Genomic DNA, 19735 nt, shown 5'->3' on the forward strand with positions numbered 1-19735 from the left:
GCCTCCGGCGTGGAGGGCGCCGCCGAACTGTGACCGGGACGGCCAGGCCCGGGAGGGAGGTGACCCGATGGCAAAGATCCACCTGCTCGACGAGCGCACCGCCAACCAGATCGCCGCCGGCGAGGTGGTCGAGCGGCCGGCCAGCGTGGTCAAGGAGTTGGTCGAGAACTCCCTGGACGCCGGCGCCAGGCGGATCGTGGTCGAGGTGAGCGGCGGCGGGCGGGACCTGGTGCGGGTCACCGACGACGGCACGGGCATGCTGCCCGAAGACGCCCGGCTGGCCCTGCAGCGGCACGCCACTTCCAAGATCCGGAGCGCAGACGACCTCGCAGCCATCACCACCATGGGCTTCCGCGGTGAGGCGCTGCCCTCCATCGCGGCCGTGGCCCACCTCGAACTGATCACCCGGCCCCACGACCAGCTGGCCGGGTACCGCATCCTCGTCGAGGGCGGCCGCGTCGTCGCAGAGGGAGAGTGCGGCTGTCCCCCCGGCACGCGGGTGACGGTGCAGAACCTGTTCTACAACGTGCCGGCGCGGCTCAAGTACCTGAAAGCCAACGCCACCGAGATGAGCCAGATCGGCGACATGCTCACGCGGCTGGCCCTCGCCAACCCCGACGTGGCCTTCCGCTTTCACAGCGGCGCCGCCCAGGTGTTCGCCACCCCCGGCACGGGCGACCTGATGGCCGCCATCACCACCCTGCTGGGGCGCCAAATCGCCAGGGAGCTGATCCCGGTCGAGTACCAGGACGACGCCGCCCGAGTCTGGGGCTACGTCGGGCGGCCGACCATTGCGCGGGCCGGACGGAACCACCAGTATTTCTTCGTCAACCGGCGCGCCGTGCGCACCATCGGCGCCCGCTACGCCCTGGAGGAGGCCTACGCCCACCTGCTGCCAAACAACCGCTACCCGGTGTGCATCCTCTTCATCGAGGTAGAGCCCCGGGAGGTGGACGTGAACGTGCACCCCACCAAGGCGGAGGTGCGCTTCCAGCGCGACCGGGAGGTGCGGGCGGCGGTGTACCGGGCCGCGCGCGAGGGCCTCGGTGCGGCGCTCCTGATTCCCGGCACCGAGGTGACGCCCGACGGCGAGGTGCGGGTGCCCGACCGGGCGGGGGAGAAGGCCGCCCTGCAGCGAGGGTGGCTGCCCCCTGGCGCCCACCGCCCCGGAGAGGGGGGAGGCCGGGCCGCCCCCCCGCCCTGGCAGGTATCTGCCGGGCAGCCCGGCGTGCAGACTAGCACCAGGGAGGCCGCCATGCCCTATGGGGCGTCTCCTGCATCGTCGGGAGGAACGGGGGCGACAGAGGGGCGGGCGTCGGCTGCCCCGAGGCACGCTGACCCCAGGCCGGTCGAGCCGCTGGGACAGCTGCCCGCCGGCGGGCTGCAGGCGTTCCTGGCGGGGCGGGCGGCGGAGGAGACCGGCGCGGCGGCCGGGGTGGCGCAGGCGGAGCTGCCGCCCACCGATCTGGTGCCGCATCCCACCGACCCGGCCGGCCTGATCCGGGCCCTCCGGCCCCTTGGGCAGGTCCACCGGACGTACATCGCCTGCGACGGGCCCGAGGGACTCTACCTGATCGATCAGCACGCCGCACACGAGCGCATCTTCTTTGAGCGGCTCTACCGGGCGGCGGAGGAGGAGACGCCGGCCTCGCAGCCGCTGCTTTTCCCCATCACCCTGGACCTGACGCCGGCCCAGATGGCCATGTGGTTGGAGAACGCCGCCATCTTCGCCGAGAGCGGCTTCCAGGCCGAGCCTTTCGGCGGCAACACGCTGCTCATCCAGAGCGTGCCCGCGGGGCTGGGGCCGGACCACGTCGCCCGACTCGTCTCCGACTTCCTGGACCGCCTGCAGGAGGAGCGGGTGGCCCCCGGCACGCCCGTCACGGAACGGCGCCGGCGGGTCGTGGCCGCCATGGCGGCCTGCAAGGCGGCCATCAAGGCGCGCGACGCACTTCAGCCCGAGGACGTGGCTGCGCTGCTCAGCGACCTGGCAGCCTGCGAGTCGCCGGCCACCTGCCCCCACGGGCGGCCGACGATCATCTGCGTCCCGGTGGCGGAACTGGAGAAGAGGTTCAAGCGGTGAAACTGCCACTTCTGGTGTTGGTGGGCCCCACCGCGGTGGGCAAGACCGAACTCTCGGTGCGGGTGGCCCGGGCGGTGGGGGCGGAGATTATCTCCGGCGACTCGATGCAGGTCTACCGGGGCATGGACGTGGGCACGGCGAAGATCCGGCCCGAGGAGATGGGCGGCATTCCCCACCACCTGATCGACATCAAGAATCCCGACGAGGACTTCTCGGTGGCTGAGTTTCAGGCCCGGGTCGACCGCCTGGTGCGGGAGATCTACGACCGCGGCCACCTGCCGATGCTGGTAGGCGGCACCGGGCTGTATGTGCGGGCGGTGGTGGAGGACTACACCTTCACCGAACTCGACCCCGACCCGGAGCTGCGCGCCCGGCTGCGTCGGGAGGAGGCCGAGCGAGGGCCCGGCTATCTGCACGCCCGGCTCGCCGAGGTGGACCCCGTCTCGGCCGCCAGGCTCCATCCCCACGACATCTTCCGTATTGTGCGGGCGCTGGAGGTCTACTACCTGACGGGCGTGCCCATCTCGGCCACGCAGACCGCGGCGCAGTCAGAGCCCCGGTACGACGACCTCATGGTCGGGCTGACGATGAACCGGCAACAGCTTTACGCCCGGATCGACCAGCGGGTCGACGCGATGCTTGCCGCCGGCTGGGTGGAGGAGGTCCGGCGCCTCCTGACGCGCTACCCGCCGCACCTGAAGCCAATGTCGGCCCTGGGATACCGGGAGCTCGTGCTCTACCTGCGCGGGCTCCTGACCTGGCCGGAGGCGGTGGCGCTGATCAAGCGGAACACCCGCCGCTTTGCCAAGCGCCAGTTCACCTGGTTCCGGCGGGAGCGCCGCCTGATCTGGCTGGACGTGACGACCCCCGAGGCCCGCGACCGGGCGTTTGAAGAGATCGTCAGACTGGTGAAGGTGAAGTGGCCCTGTAGAGAGAGGAAGGGGCGGATTCAGTGAGCAAGGTGCAGGGTAACCTCCAGGACAGCTTCCTCAACCTGGTGCGCAAGGAGAACATCCCGGTTACGGTGTTCCTGGTGAACGGGTACCAGTTGAAGGGGTACATCCGCGGCTTCGACAACTTCACGGTGGCGGTGGAGTTCGAGGGAAAGGTTCAACTGGTCTACAAGCACGCGCTGTCCACGATTCAGCCGGTGCGCCCGCTGCCGGTGACCATCGCACAGCTGATGGCCGGCGGTGCGGCGCAGGAACCGGAAAGCGACTGAGCGGGGCCGCCCTCGGGGCGACCCCCTCTGGTTTTCCTAGAGGCGCAGGCCCGCCCGCGCCTGGGCCACCATCCCGGCGACGGCCTCCTCCAGATCTGCGCGGGTGATGGTCATCAACTCGTCGCGGGTGGGGTCGGGCTTCTGCACCAGTCGCAGCGCCTGACAGCGGATGGCCCGCTCCGTCAGGTTGCGCACTGCCCGGGCGTTGCCCTGCTCGCCCGCCGTCAGCCACCCGCCCCCGCGCAGGATCTGGCGCAGCGCAGCACGGGCGTCGGGGGCGAGCTGGTAGTCGCGGCGGCGCAGCATCAGGTCGGCGATGGCCAGGAGCTCCTCCGGCGTGTAGTCGGGGAAGTGGAGCATCAGCGCGAAGCGGGAGCGCAGACCCGGGTTCTGGCGCAGAAACCAGGCCATCTCTTCGGGGTAGCCGGCCAGGATGAGGATCAGTTCGCCCCTGTGTTCCTCCATGGCCCGCACGAGGTGGTCGATGGCCTCTTTTCCGAAGTCGCGCTCGCCGCCCCGGGCCAGACTGTACGCCTCGTCGATGAAGAGCACGCCACCCAGCGCCCGCCGCACCACGTCCCGGGTCCGCTGCGCCGTATGGCCGATGTACTCTCCCACCAGGTCGGCCCGCTCCACCTCGACCAGGTGCCCCTTGGGCAGAACGCCCATCTCCTTGAACAGCCGGCCGAGGAGCCGCGCCACCGTGGTCTTGCCCGTGCCCGGGTTGCCGGTGAAGATCATGTGCAGGCTGGTGGGCTCGCTGGCCAGACCGGCGCGAGCCCGCTTGAGCTGGATCGTCACGTAGGCCTGGAGTTCCCGGACCAGCTGCTTCACCTGGCCGAGGCCCACCAGCCCCTCCAACTCGGCCACCACCGCCTGCACCCGGCGCCGCCGCTCCTCTTCGCTCTCCGCCCTGGCTTTGGCCTCCGCAGCCGCGCCCGCGCGCTGCCGCCTGAGCTCCATCGCCATCTGCAGGGCGTCGGCGGGGGTGATCTCGCCCGCCCGCAGCCATCCGCTGATTTCCGCGTAGCGCTGCGGCCGTCTCCATCTGGCCATCGCTCTCCCCCTCTTGGCAAGCATACGCAGCCCGCGCGGCGATCATCATGCGGGGCAGCGGCGATTCCGAAAAGTGGAGCGAGAGGCGAGAACTAGAAGCTTGGTCCTAGCCAATACAAAGGCCGGGGGGTGTGGTATACTATTGGCAGGATAGGTTGCCACTCCGTTCCCAGGGCGGAGTGGTTACGCGTGCGTGCCTGCGCCGGGGAGGGCGTTCAATTCTCGCGGGAAAGGTTGTGAGATCGTGGTTCGCGCCAGGCCACCTTCGGAAGCAGAGCGAATTCGCGCGCGGGTGGCCAGCCGCCTGCGCGTGCTGGACGAACTCCTCAACACCGAGATGGAGGAGTACTTCTCCAGCCCGGGTAGCGCCGGCAAAGCATACAGCGTCCGACCGCTCCTGCGCCGCTACGTCGAGGCGGCCACGCAGCTGCTCGACCGGCTCGAGGAGCAGCAGGCCGAGGGCGGGCTGGACGTCGTGCTGATGGACATCCCGGTCACGCTGGTGGACGAGAGCGACGGCACCGAGGCCGTGTACGTGGTGGTGGGGCCCGCTGAAGGGGATCCGGCCAAGGGCTACATCTCCTGTCTCTCACCGCTCGGGCTCGCGCTGCTGATGAAGCGTGTGAACGAGCGGGTCGTGATCGATGCCCCCGGCGGGCAGTTCAGCTACCGCGTTGCGGCCGTGGGTACGGAGCCGATCGACATCTGAGGAGGCGGCGGGGTCAGCCCCCGCCTTTTGCGCGCCTGTCGGCGGCGGCAGGGAAACCCGAAGGTGCCAAGGGGCCTGTCAGGCCACGGTTTGCCCATCTGCTGGTGGCTTGGTGCCGGTGGTGTGGTCCATCGGGCGATTCGGGCCGGGCGCCTTGGTCGTAGTCCCTGGCTATGGCCGGCAGCCGAGTGCCAAGACGGTGCAGGACCGCGCACCCCTGCAAAACGGGCGCCGCATCGACCGCGGCGCCGCTATTGTTTCGGTTCGGCCAGCCGCAGGTGAGGCGCAACTCTGCCTTTCGAGAGGAAGAGCCCCTCACTTCGGCGCCCCGGCTTGTCTCCATCCTGGCCGAAGGGACTAAACGCTGTAAGCTATTCGGTGCTTTCAGAAGCGGGCACCCAAGGCGGATGGCGACTATGTGATTCACTCAAGTATGCTCGAACCAGAACTTCTGCAGGGAGGTGCACTTCTTCTTGGTTTGGGTTCAACTACTCGTCGTACTAGTCTTCCTGTTCCTGGGTGTCCGCCTTGGCAGCGCCGGCATCGGCCTGGCCAGCGGCGTCGGCCTCGCTGTACTCGTCTTCGTTTTCAAGCTGGAACCGACTTCGCCCCCGATCGACGTCATGCTCATGATCCTGGCAGTCGTCTGCGCCGCGGCCGCCATGCAGGCGGCAGGCGGCCTGGACTACCTGGTCAAGCTGGCCGAACGGCTCCTGCGGAGCAACCCGAAGTACATCACGTTCCTCGGCCCCATCGTGACCTACACGTTCACGTTCTTCGCCGGTACCGGCCACGTGGCCTACTCCGTGCTGCCGGTTATCGCTGAGGTGGCCCGTGAAACCAAGATCCGCCCGGAGCGTCCGCTCTCGATCTCGGTTATCGCCTCGCAGTTCGCGATCACCGGCGGCCCGATCTCGGCGGCCATGGTGGCCATGCTGGGTCTGACCGAGAGCATGGGCATGACGCTGCCCAAGCTGATGCTGATCACCGCCCCGTCCACCTTCCTCGCCTGCATGATTACGGCTTTCATCTGTAACTTCATGGGCAAGGAGCTGGAGGACGATCCCGAGTACCAGCGGCGTGTCAAGGAGGGCCTGATTCCGCCGGTTCGGCCGAAGTCCCTCGAGGAGCTCAAGGCGTACAAGCCCGAGCCCGGCGCCATTCCTTCGGTTATCATCTTCCTGGTCGCCGCCGTACTGATCGTCGTTCTGGGCGCCGTCCCGTCGCTGCGGCCGACCTTCGCCAGCGGCTCGTCCCTGCAGATGTGGCACGCCATCTGTATCGTGATGCTGGTGGCCGCCACGGTCATCCTGTGGGTCTGCAAGTGCGATCCCGGCCAGATCGTGAAGGGTTCGGTCTTCCAGGCCGGCGCCAACGCCCTGATCTGCATCTTCGGCATCGCCTGGGCCGGCGACACCTGGTTCAACGGCAATCAGGCCGTGATCACCGAGCAGCTGGGCACCGTCGTCCAGTCCGCCCCGTGGCTCCTGGCCGTCGTGCTGTTCTTCTTCTCGGTGCTGGTCAACTCCCAGGCCGCGACCACCCGGGCGATCATGCCGCTGGGCCTCGCCCTGGGTATCCCGGTGCCCTTCCTGGCGGCCATGTTCCCCGCCGTGAACGGCTACTTCTTCCTGCCGAACTACGGCCCGATCATCGCCGCCATCAACTTCGACTCCACGGGCACCACCCGCATCGGCAAGTACGTGCTGAACCACAGCTTCATGATCCCCGGTCTGATCGCCATGGTGCTCAGTGTGGTCTTTGGCTTCATCATGCAGGCCATCGTCTTCTAGCACGGTGCACGTTGCCGGCCCTTCCCGCCATGGGAGGGGCCGGTTCTGTGTTCCGCAACCTGAGCTTTCCGGAGTGCGGCAGCCCTGATGCACGTTTTCCCTTCTGCCAGTGAACTTTTCGCCCCCCGCAGGCGTCGGACCGGCAGGTGATGCAGATGAACAGAGGACCTTTCCTCGAAATGCAGCATGTTGCAAAGGCCTTCGGCGGGCGGCGGGTGCTTACCGACCTCAGCCTGGCCGTCGGCCAGGGCGAGATTGTGGGCTTCATCGGCCCCAACGGCTCGGGCAAGACGACCACCGTGCGCCTGCTCACCGGCGTGATCAACCCCGATGCCGGCATCATCTCCGTGGGCGGTTACGACCCGCGGTGCGACGGCGAGGCGGTGCGCCGCATGGCCGGGGTGCTCACCGAGTCGGCGGGGCTTTATCCGAACCTCACCGGCCGGCAGAACCTGCAGTTCTTCGCCGACCTGTACGGGGTGGGTGAACCCGGGCGGGTCGACGCCCTGTTGGAGCAGTTCGGCCTGGCGGATGCGGGCGACCACAGGGTGGGCACCTACTCCACGGGCATGAGGAAGCGCCTGGGGCTTGCCAGGGCACTGCTGCACCGGCCCCGGGTGCTCTTCCTGGACGAGCCCACCAACGGCCTCGACCCGGAGGGCATCCGGATGGTCCTCGGCTACATCCGGGAGCTGAACGCGCGGGAAGGTACCACCGTGATGATCTGCTCCCACCTGCTCAGCCAGCTGGAGCAGGTCTGCCACCGCTACTTGTTCCTCCAGGGGGGCAGGGTGGTGGAGCACGGCACCCTCGCCGAGCTGGAGGCCCGGTACTTCCCCACCGTCACCCTCGAGGTGGAGACGGACCTCACGCTCGGGGAGAGTCACTACCACGGCATCCCGGCGCGGCAGGTCGGGCCGGGGCGCATCGCCTTCACCCTGCCCGGTCGGGGCGACGTGCCGCTCCTGCTGCGCCGCCTCGCCCAGGAAGCGGCCGTCTACAGTGCGGTGCCGGTGCACCGCGACCTGGAGGCGCTCTACTTCAAGATCAGGGAGGGTACGGCGCATGAATAGGAGGGCTGTGGTCGCCATCGCCCGGAAGGATGTCCGCGCCATCACCGCCAACCTGCAGGTGTGGCTGCCGATGCTGATCGTGCCGCTGCTCTTGGGGATTGGCCTCCCCCTGGGGCTGGTCCTGGCCTTCCGCTTCGGGGTGGACAAGCTATCGCCTGGGGACGCGGCGACCATGCTGCAGTGGGCGGAGAAGCTCCCGGCCGGCGAGCTGGGGGCCGTGCTCACATCCCTCACCGGGCTGGACCAGAAGCTGATCTACCTCACGGCCAACTACATGCTGGCCCCGTTCTTCCTGATGATCCCGCTGATGGCCGCCTCGGTCATCTCCGCCGACTCCTTCGCCGGGGAGAAGGAGCGGGGCACGCTGGAGGCGCTGCTCTTCGCCCCGGTGGACGTGCTGTCGCTGTTCGCAGGCAAGGTGCTGGCGGCGTTCGGGCCGGCGATGGCGCTGTCGCTGGGCACCTTCGGCCTCTGCGCCCTGGCGCTCAACGTGGCCGCGTGGCCGCTCTTCCACCGGATCTTCTTTCCGCAGCTCAACTGGCTGCCGCTGATGCTCCTGGTGAGCCCCGCCGTGGCCCTGATGGCCGTCCTGATCAACGTGTTTGTGAGCGCGCGGGTGGCCACCTTCCAGGCCGCCTACCAGATGGGCGGCATGGTGGTGCTGCCCGTGTTGCTCCTGGTGGTGGGGCAGGCGACCGGCGTGCTCGTGATGAGCGGCTTGGTGGTGACCCTGGTGGGACTGGTGGTGGCCGCCGTCGACCTCGTGCTGCTCTGGCAGGTGCTCCGCCACCTGAACCGGAACCAGCTCTTCGAGAGCCAGGTCCGCTGAAGACGGCTCAACTTCCCCAGACCGGCAGGTGATGGCCCATGGACGACCCCGAGCTCATCCGGCAGGCGCAGCGCGGCGACCAGGTCGCCCTCGCCCGCCTGCTGCAGCAGCACTACCTGCCGGTGAAGAAGTACCTCGTCACCATCACCTTTGACCGCAACCTCGCCGAGGACCTCACCCAGGAGACCATGATCCGGGCGATCGAGCGCATCGGCCAGTTCCAGGGGCGCGCCGCGTTCAGCACATGGCTTTGCAGCATCGCCACCCGCCAGTACCTGGACTGGCTCAGGCGGCAGAAGCGGGAGCGAAGGCTGACGGAGCGGGCGGCGGAGGAGGGTCTGCACGGGCGGCAGGAGCCGGCGCCCGAGGTGCAGAGCGTCGTGGCCGCACTGCAGGCCCTGCCCCGGGAGGTTGCGCTCTGCGTGGTGCTGAAGCACTACTACGGCTACACCTACGAGGAGATTGCCGAGTGGATGGACATCCCGGTGGGCACGGTGAAGTCGCGCATCTTCAACGCCGTGCGAGCCTTGCGAAAGGGGCTGGAGCAGGATGGGGCATGACGGCAATCAGGCGGAGGAGGCGTGGGAGAGGGCGCTGCGAGAGAGCCTCGACGGCCTCGCCGGGCCGGTGGACCGGGAGAGCCCGCCCGAGCTGGGTGCGCTCCTGCTGCTGGTCGGCGACGTGCAGCGGGCCCAGCGGCAGGCGCTGCAGCGGGACCTCCTGCGCTTCCTGGCTGCGGCGGCGCTGATCGTCGCCGCCGGGCTGTGGGCGCTGGCGCGGTTCCCGCTCTACTACCTCGCAGCCCAGGGAGCGATGGCCGTGGCGCTGGCGGCCGGGGCTGCGCTGTGGCAGGCGGATGGGAGGAGGACCCGTCATGAATGAGGCCGCACAGCTTCGCTGGTGGGCCTGGGTGCTGATCGCCCTCCTTCTGGGCACCCAGGGGGTCTGCCTCTTCCTGGACAGCCGCCGGCGGGGGGCGCGAGCCTGGTTCTGGGGCCTGCTGGGTCTGGTCCACTTCCCGATGTCGAGCCTGGTCTACTGGCTGCTGGTGGTTCGGCCGAAGCGGCGGTAGGGCGCCGTTCTGGGGCGGTCGGCCCGGGGGGATACTCCTCTCCTGGGCGCTGCCCTTTTCGCGCCGGGAGACAAAAGGTAGAATAGGCTCGGTGCGTCGTGATGACGAATATTGGAGGGTATGTTAGTTGAACATTTGGGAGCAACTCTTGCCCGACTGTCCGGCATCTATTGCGGCAGCGGCCTCCGCCGCCCTCGAGCGCGTCCGGCCCCTGTGGGCGCAGGTGGACGACCTGGTGCTGCGCAACCAGGCCCGGGTGCTGTCCGCCTTCCAGGAAGCAGGCGTCTCCGAGGTCCACTTCGCCGCCTCCACGGGTTACGGCTATAACGACATCGGCCGGGAGAAGCTGGACGAGGTCTTCGCCCGGGCGTTCGGCGCCGAGGCCGGACTGGTGCGCATCCAGTTCGCCTCGGGCACCCACACCATCGCCACGGGCCTGTTCGCCGTCCTGCGGCCGGGCGACCGGCTGATCGCCGCTGCGGGCGCCCCCTACGACACCCTGCGGCAGGTAATCCACGGCGCCCCCGGCTGCCTCACTGAGTGGGGCGTGCGCTACGAGGAAGTGCCCCTCAGGCCCGACCTCACCGTGGACCTGGAAGGGGTCGCACGGGCGGTCCGACGGCCCGACGCACGCTGCCTCCTGATCCAGCGCTCCCGGGGCTACTCGCTCCGGGCGCCCCTCACCGTGGCCGAGATCGGGGCGATCATCCGCGTGGCCAAGGAAGCCAACCCGGACGTGACGGTACTGGTGGACAACTGCTATGGCGAGTTCGTCGAGGCGCAGGAGCCGCCCCACGTGGGAGCGGACCTCACCTGTGGCTCGCTCATCAAGAACCCCGGCGGCGGCATCGCCCCCACCGGCGGTTACATCGTGGGCCGGGCCGACCTGGTGGAGCGGGCCGCGGCGCAGCTATTCGCTCCGGGCATCGGCCCCGAGGTCGGGGCCAACGCGGGGGCCAACCGGCTGCTCTTCCAGGGGCTCTTCCTCGCCCCGCACGTGACGGGCGAGGCCCTGCGGGGCGCGCAGTTCACGGCAGCCTTCTTCGCCCACCTGGGCTTTGCCGTGCGGCCCGCCTTCGACGAGCCCCGTTCCGACCTGGTGCAGGCGGTGGAGCTCGGCTCGCCCGAGGGGCTGGAGGCCTTCTGCCAGGCAGTGCAGAAGGCCAGCCCGGTGGACGCCCACGTGCGGCCCGAGCCGTGGGCCATGCCCGGCTACAGCGACCCGGTGATCATGGCGGCCGGCACCTTCGTGCAGGGATCGTCCATCGAACTCTCCGCCGACGGGCCGATGCGGCCGCCATACGTCGCCTACTTCCAGGGCGGGCTGACGCGCGAGCACGTGATGCTTGCGGCCCTGCGCGCTGCGAACGAACTGGCTGCCGCGGGCGTCCTTAAGGTGTAGGCACCTGGTGCGCCTTGCGGAAGGAGTGGTCGGGTGGGCTTTCAGTGGATCGCCTTCTTCATCGCACTGGCGGTGATGCTGGTCGGGATCGCGGGCACGCTCATCCCTGCCCTCCCCGGGCTGCCCCTGATCTTCCTGGCCATGCTGGTCTACGGGGTGGTGGAGGGGTTCCAGGCGATGACCCCGGGCTTTCTGATCGTGGCCCTGGCGGTGGTGGTGGCCACGCAGGTGGCCGAGCACTACGCACGGGCGTGGGGGGCCAGGCGCTTCGGCTCGGGCCGGGCCGGCGCCTGGGGTGCCGTGATCGGGTCGCTGGTGGGCCTCTTCTTCATGCCCCTGGGCCTCGTGCTGGGGCCCTTCCTCGGCGCCGCCCTGTTCGAACTGGCAGCCGGCCGCTCGGGCCGGGAGGCGTTGCGGGCCGGCGTGGGCGGCCTCGTGGGAGTGCTGGGCTCGGTGGTCGTCAACCTGGTGGTGGCACTTGGGCTGACGGGGGCCTTCGTCTTCAAAGTACTCGTGTAGCGCAGGGGGCGACCCGCACGGCCCGGGTCTGCGGCCGTGCTGCGGGAGCCGCCCCGGGGCAGGCACCCATCCGAACAGACCGAGAGGCAAAAACAGGGCCCGGGTGGAAGCCGACGCTCCCACCGGGCCGATTTGCTTCCCACTCCGTAGAGCCATTCCGGCGCGTTAGTCCATCCGCCGAACCAGGCCGACCACCTTGCCGAGCACCTGACAGTCGGGCACGATGATCGGGTCCATGAACCGATTCTCGGGCTGCAGCCGGATGTGGTCCTGCTCCTTGAAGAAGCGCTTGACCGTGGCCTCGTCTTCGATCAGCGCAACGACGATATCGCCGTTGTTGGCGTGCTGCTGGCGCTTGACCAGCACCAGATCGCCGTCCAGAATGCCTGCCTCCACCATGGAGTCGCCCTGAACCGTCAGGAAGAAGAGCTCCGACTCGTCTGCCCGCACGAAATCGGCCGGCAGCGGGAAGTGTTCTTCAATGTTCTCCTGGGCCAGGATGGGCTGCCCGGCCGTGACGCGGCCCACCACGGGGACCGCGATGGTGCGGCGAAGCTGGGTGGTGCTCCCGTCCAGCACCTCGATCGCCCGGGGCTTCGTGGGATCGCGGCGGATATAGCCCTTCTCCTCCAGCCGGGTCATGTGCCCGTGGACGGTGGAACTGGAGCTGAGACCCAGGGCCTCGCCAATCTCCCTTACCGACGGCGGATAGCCCTTGGTGCGAATCTCATCCTTGATGAACTGCAGGATCTGGCGCTGTCGCTCCGTCAAGGCTTCCGGCATGCAGCGACACCTCCTGAACCGGGGCCGGGACCGCGGATTCACATGCATGGCCCCGCCCTGTCGTTCCGGCACACGGTCCGGTTGGCTAGATTGTACCACATGGCGGGCCGTCTGCAAACACCTGTTCGAAAAAATGCGCGCAAGGGGTTGACCAGAACATCCATTCGTGATACGCTGTATGCGAACACAGGTTCCGGGACTACCGGCGATCTGTTCGGGTGAGGGAGGGTTCTCCATGGCTGCGATTGCCCTGCAACCCCGGTATCGGAGGGTGCGGCGGCGCACTCCGAAGGCCGTGCGCCGGGCGCGGACGCTGGCGGTGCTGTTCACGCTCACGCTGGCCGCTGCCGTACTGCTGTTCCCCCGGCTCGTCCACACGGGCGCGCATGAACCGCCGGCAGGCGTCCACTACACCGTGGTTCAGGGAGACACGCTGTGGGGTATCGCCACCGCCTACGCAGGCGACCGCGATGTTCGGGAAGTGGTCTACCTGATCCGGCGGCTGAACGGCCTGCCGTCGGCCGAGATCCACCCGGGACAGGTCCTGTTCGTTCCCACTGAACCGGCCGGGCGCTGAAGGGGGAAGGCGAATGGCAGTGGTGGTGCAGAGCTTCGAAGGGAAGCTGCCCCTTGAGCTGTACGAACGGTTGCTCCGGTTGCGCCGGCGCCATGCGCAGGTGCTGCGCGCAGCGGCGGCGGGCGACTTCCGCGACGAGGAAGGGCTCCGGAACCTCAGCCGACAGGTGGGGCGATTGCTGGCGGAGGCGGCCCGCACCCCCGTGGAGGAACGGGGCGGCTTGCCCATGCTGGAGATCTCCCTGGCCGTGGACCGGCTCTTTCCCGAACTGCGGGCCTGGAACCAGCTGTACGCACGGCACTACCGCTCGGAGCGTCGGGCTGCCGGCTGGTAGGGCGCAAAGGAATGCGAATCGGGTCTACACCTGAGGGTGTAGACCTTTCCATATTCACCCGCTCAGCCGGAGACGGGATTGACCGGAGTGCCGAATTCTTTGTTATAATGAACCGAGCCTGCAAGTTTACGTGAGTCTATCACTATCCAGCCAGGTCCTGCAGGTGCAAGAGGACCGGAACGGGGACGGGGGGATGCACCGTGGTCTGTCCCGAGTGCGGCACGGCGCTCGTGCAGGGCGGGCGGTACTGCCACCACTGCGGGTGGGACACGCGCTTCACGGCGGCCGCGCACAAGAATGCGGCGGTCGGGCGGCTGCCCGCGTGGAAGCGCTGGGTTTCCGGCCTCTCCCTGGGCCTGATGGCCGCTGCGCTGCTGCTCGTGTTGCTGGTCCCGCGGACCGGGGCCGACACGGTGCCCCAGGTGGGCATGCCCGCACCGGATTTCGAGGCCGTCTCCCTGGACGGCGAGGCGGTGCGGCTCTCCGACCTGGCGGGGCAGCCCGTCGTGATCAACTTCTGGGCCACCTGGTGCCCGCCGTGCCGCAAGGAGATGCCCGACTTCCAGGCGGTCTATGACAAGTACAAGGCGCAGGGCCTGCAGTTCTACGCGGTGAACGTCGGCGAGTCGCGGGTGGCCGTGCGGGATTTCGCCGAGAGGCTGGGGATCGACCTCCCCATCCTGATCGACACCGACGAGAGCGCCCAGCGCGCCTACCGCATCGTGCCCATTCCCGCGACGTTCTTTATCGACCGCGAGGGCGTCATCCGCGGGGTATACCAGTATCAGATGTCGCTGATCCAAATCGAAGCGGAAGTCGCACGCCTGATGGCCCGCTGACGGGAGTCGATGCCCATGGCTTCGCCGAACCTGCTGGTCGTCTTTGGCGCCGGCGTGCTCTCCTTCATCTCGCCGTGCGTCCTGCCGATCTACCCTTCGTTCCTCAGCTACCTCACGGGCGTCTCGGTGGATGAACTGGCCGCCGGCACCCGCGCCGTGCGGGCCCGGGTGCTGAAGCACAGCCTGGCCTTCTTTGCCGGGTTTTCGGTGATCTACGTGGCGCTGGGGCTCACCGCCAGCGCCCTGGGTTCCTTCTTCTACAGCAGCCGCTCCTGGCTGCCGGTGGTGGGAGGCATCTTCATCGTCCTCATGGGCCTCACGCTGATGGGCGTGCTGCGCGTGCCGTTCCTGATGCGGGACACGCGGCGGCAACTGGTCAGCCGCCCTGAAGGGTACCTCGGCTCGGCGCTGGTGGGCCTCACCTTCGCGGCCGGCTGGACGCCCTGCATCGGCCCGATCCTGGGGGCGGTGCTGGCGCTGGCCGCGACCCACCCGGGGTACGGCGGGCTGCTGCTCCTGGCCTACTCGGTGGGCTTCGCCCTGCCGTTCGTGGCGATGGCCTATGCTCTGGGTTCCGTGCGCCGGCTGGCCCGGTACTCGCTGCTCATCGAGCGCGCGGGCGGCGCCGTCATGGTGCTGATGGGGGTTCTGCTGGCCACCGGGGGCATGGAACGGCTCTCGGCCTGGCTGATCGAGGTCACCGGCTTCACGGGCTTCTAGACCGTTGTTCCAAGTGGGGGGGAGGGCGGAGGTCCTCCCGGGCAATCGAGGGGGAGTGTTGCACTGGCCGCTGTCACTGCGACCCACTGTCCTGCCTGCCTGAAGCCAGTGCCGGAGGGGGCGCATTTCTGTCCTCACTGCAGACTGGCTCTGGGGGACCGGGAACCCGTGCGGCCGCCCGCTGGGCCCAACCAGTGGACGCTGCTTCTGGACCGCACGTGGGAGTTTTTCGCCTCCACGAAGGTGGCCGCCTGGATCATCGTGGCCCTCGCCGCTGCGGCGGCGCTGGGTTCACTGATCGAGCAGGAAGGAACCTACCCGGACTGGCGTCCGCCTGAGCTCTACTACCCCGCGCGCTACGGCGAGTTCTGGGGCAGCCTCTTCCTGCGGCTGGGGCTGACCCACACCTTCACGTCGGTGTGGTTCGTGGCCCTCGTCCTGATGCTGGTCGTGAGCCTCGTCATCTGCTCGCTGCACCGGCTCGTGCCCCTGCACCGGATGCTCACCCGGCCGCAGGTGTGGAAGCTGCCCCACTTCTTGCGCAAGCAGCAGGTGGTGCTGGAGACGCCCCACGCCCTGGCAGAGGTGGAGGCGAGGCTCAGGAAGGCCGGCTACCGCATCTACCGGGACCGGGAATGCCTGTACGCCGAGAAGGGGCGCCTGGGCCGGTACGGCCCCTACGTCCTGCACATCGGCCTGTTGGTGATCTGCTTCGCCGCCTTCGCCAACGCGCTGCCCGGGTGGAACAAGGCGGAAGACGTGTGGATTCCGGACGGGCAGACGGTGAAGGTGCCCGGCACGAACTTCGCCATCACCAACCACAAGTTCACCATCGAGTTCTACGAGAACGGAACGCCGTCCCGTTACGCCACTGACGCCTCCATCATCGCCGACGGGCAGGAGGTCCTCAGGCAGACGATCGAGGTCAACCACCCGCTCGCCTACGACGGCTGGGAAATCTACCAGGTCTCGTGGCGGGAGGAGCCGGGGGTCGCCCACCTGCGGCTCGTCCACGAAGAGACCGGCCAGGTGGTGGCCACCGTTCCCCTCGACCTGCGGGACCCGCAGCCCGAGTACCCCATCGAGGGCACGAACCTGAAGCTGGCGGTGCGCACGTACCTGCACGACTTTACGGTTGACCCGGTCACCCAGGAGCCTGCCAACGCCTCGTACGAAGTGCGCAACCCGGTGCTCATCGCCGAGGTGGTCACGGCGGACACGGGGCACGTGCTCGGCCGGATGGGCCTCTCCATCGCAGGCAACATCGGCGTGGTCAACTTTGGCCCGTACTACCTGGACGTGGAGCGGGTGGACATCCGCCGGTACACGGCGCTGAGAATCCAACAGGACAGAACGGTGCCATACATGTACGCCGGCCTGGCCATCGTGTTCATCGGCATGATCATGTCGTTCTTCATCTATCACTGGCAGGTCTGGGTACGTGCCGAGGAGGGTGGGGTCCTCATTGGGGCTCGTGCACACAAGAATCGCTTTGCCCTGAAGCGCGAGCTGCGGCGCCTGTTCGGTACATCCCGTGGGGAGGGGATGGAGCGGTATGACACTGCCTAACGAGTTCCTGATCGAGGTGGCTCAGTGGCTCCTGTTCGGCGCGTTTGCGGCGTACCTCCTGGCGTTCGTCCTCTACGGTGCTGGCACGATCGGCCGGCAACTCTCCAGGGGAACGAAGTTCCAGCACACCGCAGGCTGGGGTACGGTCGCCAACGTGGTGGGCGTAACCCTGCACGGCCTGGCCATCCTGGCCCGCTGGCAGGGGTCCGGCTTCTGGCCCACCTCCAACATGTACGAGTTCATCGGCTTCATGGCGTTCTCCAGCATGGTGGCCTATCTCGTTCTGCACCGCATCTACCGCATGTACGTGGTGGGTGCCCTCGCCACGCCGGTGACCCTGTTTCTGCTGGCCTACTCCTATGTCTTTCCGCGCGAGGTCACGCCGCTGATCCCGGCGCTCAACACGATCTGGCTGCCGCTGCACGTCAGCCTGGCGGCGCTGGGTGAGGGCTTCTTCGCCGTAGCGTTCGTCGCCGCCCTGCTCTACCTTCTGCGGCTCAGGGGCATTGAACTGGCGCAGGCCCGGGCGGCGGAACAGGCAGCCGCCACCGCGGAGACCACGGCCGCGGGCGGGGGCGCCGCACCGGGGATGATTGCGGCCGGCGGTGCGGTCGGGGTGGCGGCTGTGCCCCTGTCTGCACAGCAGGCCAAACACAAGTGGGAAGAGGTCCTGGGCGTTCGCCTGCTGGAGGGCGTCTTCTACCTCATCCTGGTGATGGTCGCGTTCTTCCTGCTGGCGGCGGTGTTCCGCCTCCTGGGGGCGGAGTGGCAGTTCGTGGGCGCCACTTACCATCTGCCGCCCATCATCGGGCCGGTTGGGGCCGAGGTGGGGGAGAAGGGCACGTTCTGGGGCATTCCGCTGCCTCTGGTCGTGGTCTCCGGCATGTGGAAAGGGAAACATCTGAACACCCTGCTGTACGCACTGGTCGGGGGCAGCCTGCTCTACGCGGCGGTGCGCCTCTTCATCACCCGCGGGCGCATCGGCGACGCCCTGGCCCTGCGGGTGAGCGGAGACCTGGAGCTCCTGGATGAAATCAGCTACCGGGCCGTGGCCATCGGCTACCCGATTTTCACCCTGGGCGGCCTGATCTTCGCCATGATCTGGGCGAAGCAGGCCTGGACCCGGTACTGGGGCTGGGACCCGAAGGAGACCTGGGCTTTCATCGCCTGGTGCGTCTACTCCGCCTACCTGCACTTCCGCATCACGTGGGGATGGGAGGGGCGCTGGTCCGCGTGGCTGGCCGTGCTGGGTTTCGGCGTCGTCCTGTTCACCCTGGTGGGGGTGAACCTCCTGATCGTGGGCCTGCATTCGTACGCCGGCGTCTAGCCGCCAGCCGCGAGACGCGCCGGCCCGACCCGCCTGTGGGGCAGGCTCGTCGCCTCTTGACCCCGCGGCCACGCCGGGGCACAGGCGCCAGCTCAGCCTCCCGCCAGCCGGACTCAGGCTCGCGGGAGGCGGCCCCGTCGGACCGCGGGAAGGCCGGTGAGACGATCACGCGACGAGCGTGACCCGCCGGCGCTGCACCGGCGCCCGCCGCCACGCCGTCTGGAGTTCCGCGTCGCTGCCGTAGGGCCGGTCCGGCACGCGGCGCACCGCCCACGTCAGCTCGATGCGCGGGTCGCGGAAGGGCCAGGGCTGTACCTGGAACGTAGCCTCGCCCGCACCCACGAGGTAGAGGTCGACCTCATCGCCTCCTGGCCGGAGCGGCACCCGACAGAGCAGTTCGCGGCGCACGTCTCCGGGACTCAGCATGCAGCTGTAGAGCGAAAGCGTGTCCCAGAGCTGAAACCAGCGGTAGTGCGTCCAGAGCACCCGGGGGTCGGGCTGAAGGCTGCGGAGCAGTTCGGCCTGCAGTTCATCCTGCTCGGCCAGGAAGCGGTCGACCGCCGCGCGAGAGGCGGGATCGACTGGGCGCTGGGGGATGTGCGGCAGGTGGCCGTACCGGTTCCGGTAGAGGCCCGTGCTGTGCAGGGAGGTGAGGAGGCCGGCGTACGGATGGGCCGCCCGCGCCCGCTGCACCGTGCGGGAGTGGGCCGCCACGTGCACGTCCTGGGGGATGTCGAGGAAGGAATATGGGCGCTGCGTCTGCGGGTTGACCCGCGGCGCCGCGTCGACCTCCGCCCAGCCTCCGTCGTGCAGTTCCGCCGCCAGGCGCACGGCGTCCGCCGGCTCCACCGGGGCAAACGGACCGCCCCAGTGATCCACCAGCTCGGCCGCAAGGCGCGCGTGTTCCACCTGCGTCGTGAGACAGAGTTGACCATCTTCGCGTTGGATCACCATCTCGCATACCTCCCTTTCCAGGTGCAAAGACTAGCGCCGACGCGTGGCAGCAAGCCGCAGCCAACTGCGACGGAGGTCGGGGAAGGGACAACCCTCTCCTTTTGGTTGACGGTCGGCGGTTCGAGGAGGATGCGGGCATGACGGTACACGGAGACCTGGAACGGGCGATCGCCATGGCGCAGGCGGCAAAGGGCAACTACCTGCTCTTCGCGTCCCAGTCGGAGGACGAGAAGGCCCACCAGGTGTTCAAGCAGATGGCCGAGGACATGGAGCGACATGTGATGATCCTCGAGTCGCGCCTCAAGTACTTGAGCCAGTACAACTCCCTGGTGGGTCAGGCGCGCCGGCAGCAGGGCGGGGCGCAGGAGGGCCAGGGACAGCAGGGCTCTGGCCAGCACCCGGGCCAAGGCGGCGGAAACTGGCAGAGTGGCGCAGGGGGCGGCCAGGCTGGGTGGCTGCACCAGGGGCAGGGGCAGGCGGCCGGACAGGACGGCGGCCTGGGCGGAGGTGCCGTCCAGCAGGCCAACAGCCCAGGCGGCGACGGGCAGGCCGCAGGCCGGGATGGCCAGGGTGGCTGGCCGCAGCACAGCCAGGGGCAGAACCCCGGCCAGAACGGTGGGTACGGCGGCGTCGACGGTCAGGGGAGCGGCCCGGGCGGTCAGGGCAACGGGCAGCAGCAAGAACAGGGGCAGTGCGGCCCGGGATGGGCCCAGCAGGGCCAGCCGCAAGGTCAGCAGCAGGGGCAGCCGTGATCGGAGCGTCGCACCGGAATCAAGCCCTTCCTGCAGGCGAGCATGCAGGCAGACCACCCGCCTGGGCGGAGGGGTCGGTGTGCGGATCGGCAGGAGCGCCGGTCTTGCAGGAGCACCCGAGT

The 19735-nt window shown here is 68.7% G+C and carries 22 protein-coding genes; 19 read left to right on the top strand and 3 right to left on the bottom strand.

All coding sequences use genetic code 11. The features are described 5' to 3' along the window. Window positions 1-67: 67 nt before the first annotated feature. From mutL to hfq, 3 genes are read left to right on the top strand one after another with little or no spacing between them, the layout of a single operon-like run. Entirely contained in the window at window positions 68-2083 is a 2016-nt protein-coding gene (gene mutL / locus AB2385_RS03670) for a DNA mismatch repair endonuclease MutL (protein ID WP_367653572.1), read from the top strand. Continuing rightward, a complete protein-coding gene (miaA, locus tag AB2385_RS03675) occupies window positions 2080-3039 on the top strand; it encodes a tRNA (adenosine(37)-N6)-dimethylallyltransferase MiaA (RefSeq protein WP_367653573.1) in 960 nt (319 codons plus the stop codon). The genes mutL and miaA overlap by 4 nt, the downstream gene beginning before the upstream one ends. Further along, complete coding sequence (gene hfq / locus AB2385_RS03680; RefSeq protein WP_367653574.1) at window positions 3036-3305, top strand: RNA chaperone Hfq; 270 nt, start codon at window positions 3036-3038, stop codon at window positions 3303-3305. The genes miaA and hfq overlap by 4 nt, the downstream gene beginning before the upstream one ends. Before the next feature lie 36 nt (window positions 3306-3341). On the opposite strand, the gene AB2385_RS03685 is transcribed toward hfq, so the two are convergent. Beyond that, on the bottom strand, window positions 3342-4361 hold the full coding sequence (locus tag AB2385_RS03685; protein ID WP_367653575.1) for an AAA family ATPase: 1020 nt from the start codon (window positions 4359-4361) through the stop codon (window positions 3342-3344). Between the two features lie 244 nt (window positions 4362-4605). Between AB2385_RS03685 and AB2385_RS03690 the strand changes: the two genes are divergently transcribed. The 9 genes from AB2385_RS03690 to AB2385_RS03730 all read left to right on the top strand — a co-directional run bounded on the left by AB2385_RS03690 (window position 4606) and on the right by AB2385_RS03730 (window position 11758). Beyond that, entirely contained in the window at window positions 4606-5070 is a 465-nt protein-coding gene (locus tag AB2385_RS03690; RefSeq protein WP_367653576.1) for a GreA/GreB family elongation factor, read from the top strand. 473 nt (window positions 5071-5543) lie between these two features. Continuing rightward, window positions 5544-6863 (top strand): anaerobic C4-dicarboxylate transporter family protein, encoded by a 1320-nt coding sequence (locus tag AB2385_RS03695; protein ID WP_367653577.1) that lies wholly within the window; start codon window positions 5544-5546, stop codon window positions 6861-6863. 155 nt (window positions 6864-7018) lie between these two features. Next, window positions 7019-7936 (top strand): ABC transporter ATP-binding protein, encoded by a 918-nt coding sequence (locus AB2385_RS03700; RefSeq protein WP_367653578.1) that lies wholly within the window; start codon window positions 7019-7021, stop codon window positions 7934-7936. Beyond that, window positions 7929-8765, top strand: coding sequence for an ABC transporter permease (locus tag AB2385_RS03705; protein WP_367653579.1), 837 nt, complete (start codon window positions 7929-7931; stop codon window positions 8763-8765). Before AB2385_RS03700 ends, AB2385_RS03705 begins: the two co-directional genes overlap by 8 nt. 38 nt (window positions 8766-8803) lie before the next feature. Then, entirely contained in the window at window positions 8804-9325 is a 522-nt protein-coding gene (gene sigY / locus AB2385_RS03710) for an RNA polymerase sigma factor SigY (RefSeq protein WP_367653580.1), read from the top strand. Beyond that, window positions 9315-9647, top strand: a complete 333-nt coding sequence (locus AB2385_RS03715; protein ID WP_367653581.1) for a DUF5345 family protein — start codon at window positions 9315-9317, stop codon at window positions 9645-9647. The genes sigY and AB2385_RS03715 overlap by 11 nt, the downstream gene beginning before the upstream one ends. Beyond that, window positions 9640-9837, top strand: coding sequence for a sigmaY antisigma factor component (locus tag AB2385_RS03720; RefSeq protein ID WP_367653582.1), 198 nt, complete (start codon window positions 9640-9642; stop codon window positions 9835-9837). The genes AB2385_RS03715 and AB2385_RS03720 overlap by 8 nt, the downstream gene beginning before the upstream one ends. A gap of 127 nt (window positions 9838-9964) precedes the next feature. After that, entirely contained in the window at window positions 9965-11239 is a 1275-nt protein-coding gene (locus tag AB2385_RS03725; RefSeq protein WP_367653583.1) for an aminotransferase class I/II-fold pyridoxal phosphate-dependent enzyme, read from the top strand. Window positions 11240-11272: 33 nt separating this feature from the next. Continuing rightward, window positions 11273-11758 carry a DUF456 domain-containing protein gene (locus AB2385_RS03730; protein WP_367653584.1) on the top strand — a complete coding sequence of 162 codons (486 nt, stop codon included), beginning with the start codon at window positions 11273-11275 and terminating at the stop codon, window positions 11756-11758. 165 nt (window positions 11759-11923) lie between these two features. On the opposite strand, the gene lexA is transcribed toward AB2385_RS03730, so the two are convergent. Then, window positions 11924-12541 carry a transcriptional repressor LexA gene (gene lexA / locus AB2385_RS03735; RefSeq protein ID WP_367653585.1) on the bottom strand — a complete coding sequence of 206 codons (618 nt, stop codon included), beginning with the start codon at window positions 12539-12541 and terminating at the stop codon, window positions 11924-11926. 235 nt (window positions 12542-12776) lie between these two features. Between lexA and AB2385_RS03740 the strand changes: the two genes are divergently transcribed. From AB2385_RS03740 to ccsA, 6 genes are all read left to right on the top strand, one after another. Beyond that, on the top strand, window positions 12777-13118 hold the full coding sequence (locus tag AB2385_RS03740) for a LysM peptidoglycan-binding domain-containing protein (RefSeq protein WP_367653586.1): 342 nt from the start codon (window positions 12777-12779) through the stop codon (window positions 13116-13118). Window positions 13119-13131: 13 nt separating this feature from the next. Then, window positions 13132-13452: a hypothetical protein gene (locus AB2385_RS03745; RefSeq protein WP_367653587.1), complete on the top strand. Its 321-nt coding sequence runs from the start codon at window positions 13132-13134 to the stop codon at window positions 13450-13452. Between the two features lie 200 nt (window positions 13453-13652). After that, on the top strand, window positions 13653-14291 hold the full coding sequence (locus AB2385_RS03750) for a redoxin domain-containing protein (protein WP_367653588.1): 639 nt from the start codon (window positions 13653-13655) through the stop codon (window positions 14289-14291). A 15-nt stretch (window positions 14292-14306) separates the two neighbouring features. After that, window positions 14307-15011: a cytochrome c biogenesis CcdA family protein gene (locus AB2385_RS03755; protein WP_367653589.1), complete on the top strand. Its 705-nt coding sequence runs from the start codon at window positions 14307-14309 to the stop codon at window positions 15009-15011. Window positions 15012-15179: 168 nt separating this feature from the next. Next, window positions 15180-16580 (top strand): cytochrome c biogenesis protein ResB, encoded by a 1401-nt coding sequence (locus AB2385_RS03760; RefSeq protein ID WP_367653590.1) that lies wholly within the window; start codon window positions 15180-15182, stop codon window positions 16578-16580. After that, window positions 16567-17907, top strand: a complete 1341-nt coding sequence (ccsA, locus tag AB2385_RS03765) for a cytochrome c biogenesis protein CcsA (RefSeq protein ID WP_367653591.1) — start codon at window positions 16567-16569, stop codon at window positions 17905-17907. Before AB2385_RS03760 ends, ccsA begins: the two co-directional genes overlap by 14 nt. A gap of 165 nt (window positions 17908-18072) precedes the next feature. Here the strand turns inward: ccsA and AB2385_RS03770 are convergent, their stop codons facing one another. Further along, window positions 18073-18861 (bottom strand): DUF3891 family protein, encoded by a 789-nt coding sequence (locus tag AB2385_RS03770; protein ID WP_367653592.1) that lies wholly within the window; start codon window positions 18859-18861, stop codon window positions 18073-18075. A gap of 137 nt (window positions 18862-18998) precedes the next feature. Here AB2385_RS03770 and AB2385_RS03775 point away from each other — a divergent pair, with 137 nt between their 5' ends. Next, window positions 18999-19613, top strand: a complete 615-nt coding sequence (locus AB2385_RS03775; protein ID WP_367653593.1) for a DUF1657 domain-containing protein — start codon at window positions 18999-19001, stop codon at window positions 19611-19613. Window positions 19614-19735 lie beyond the last annotated feature (122 nt).

It is taken from the genome of Symbiobacterium sp. (assembly GCF_040797425.1).
Taxonomy (GTDB): Bacteria; Bacillota; Sulfobacillia; order Symbiobacteriales; family Symbiobacteriaceae; genus Symbiobacterium.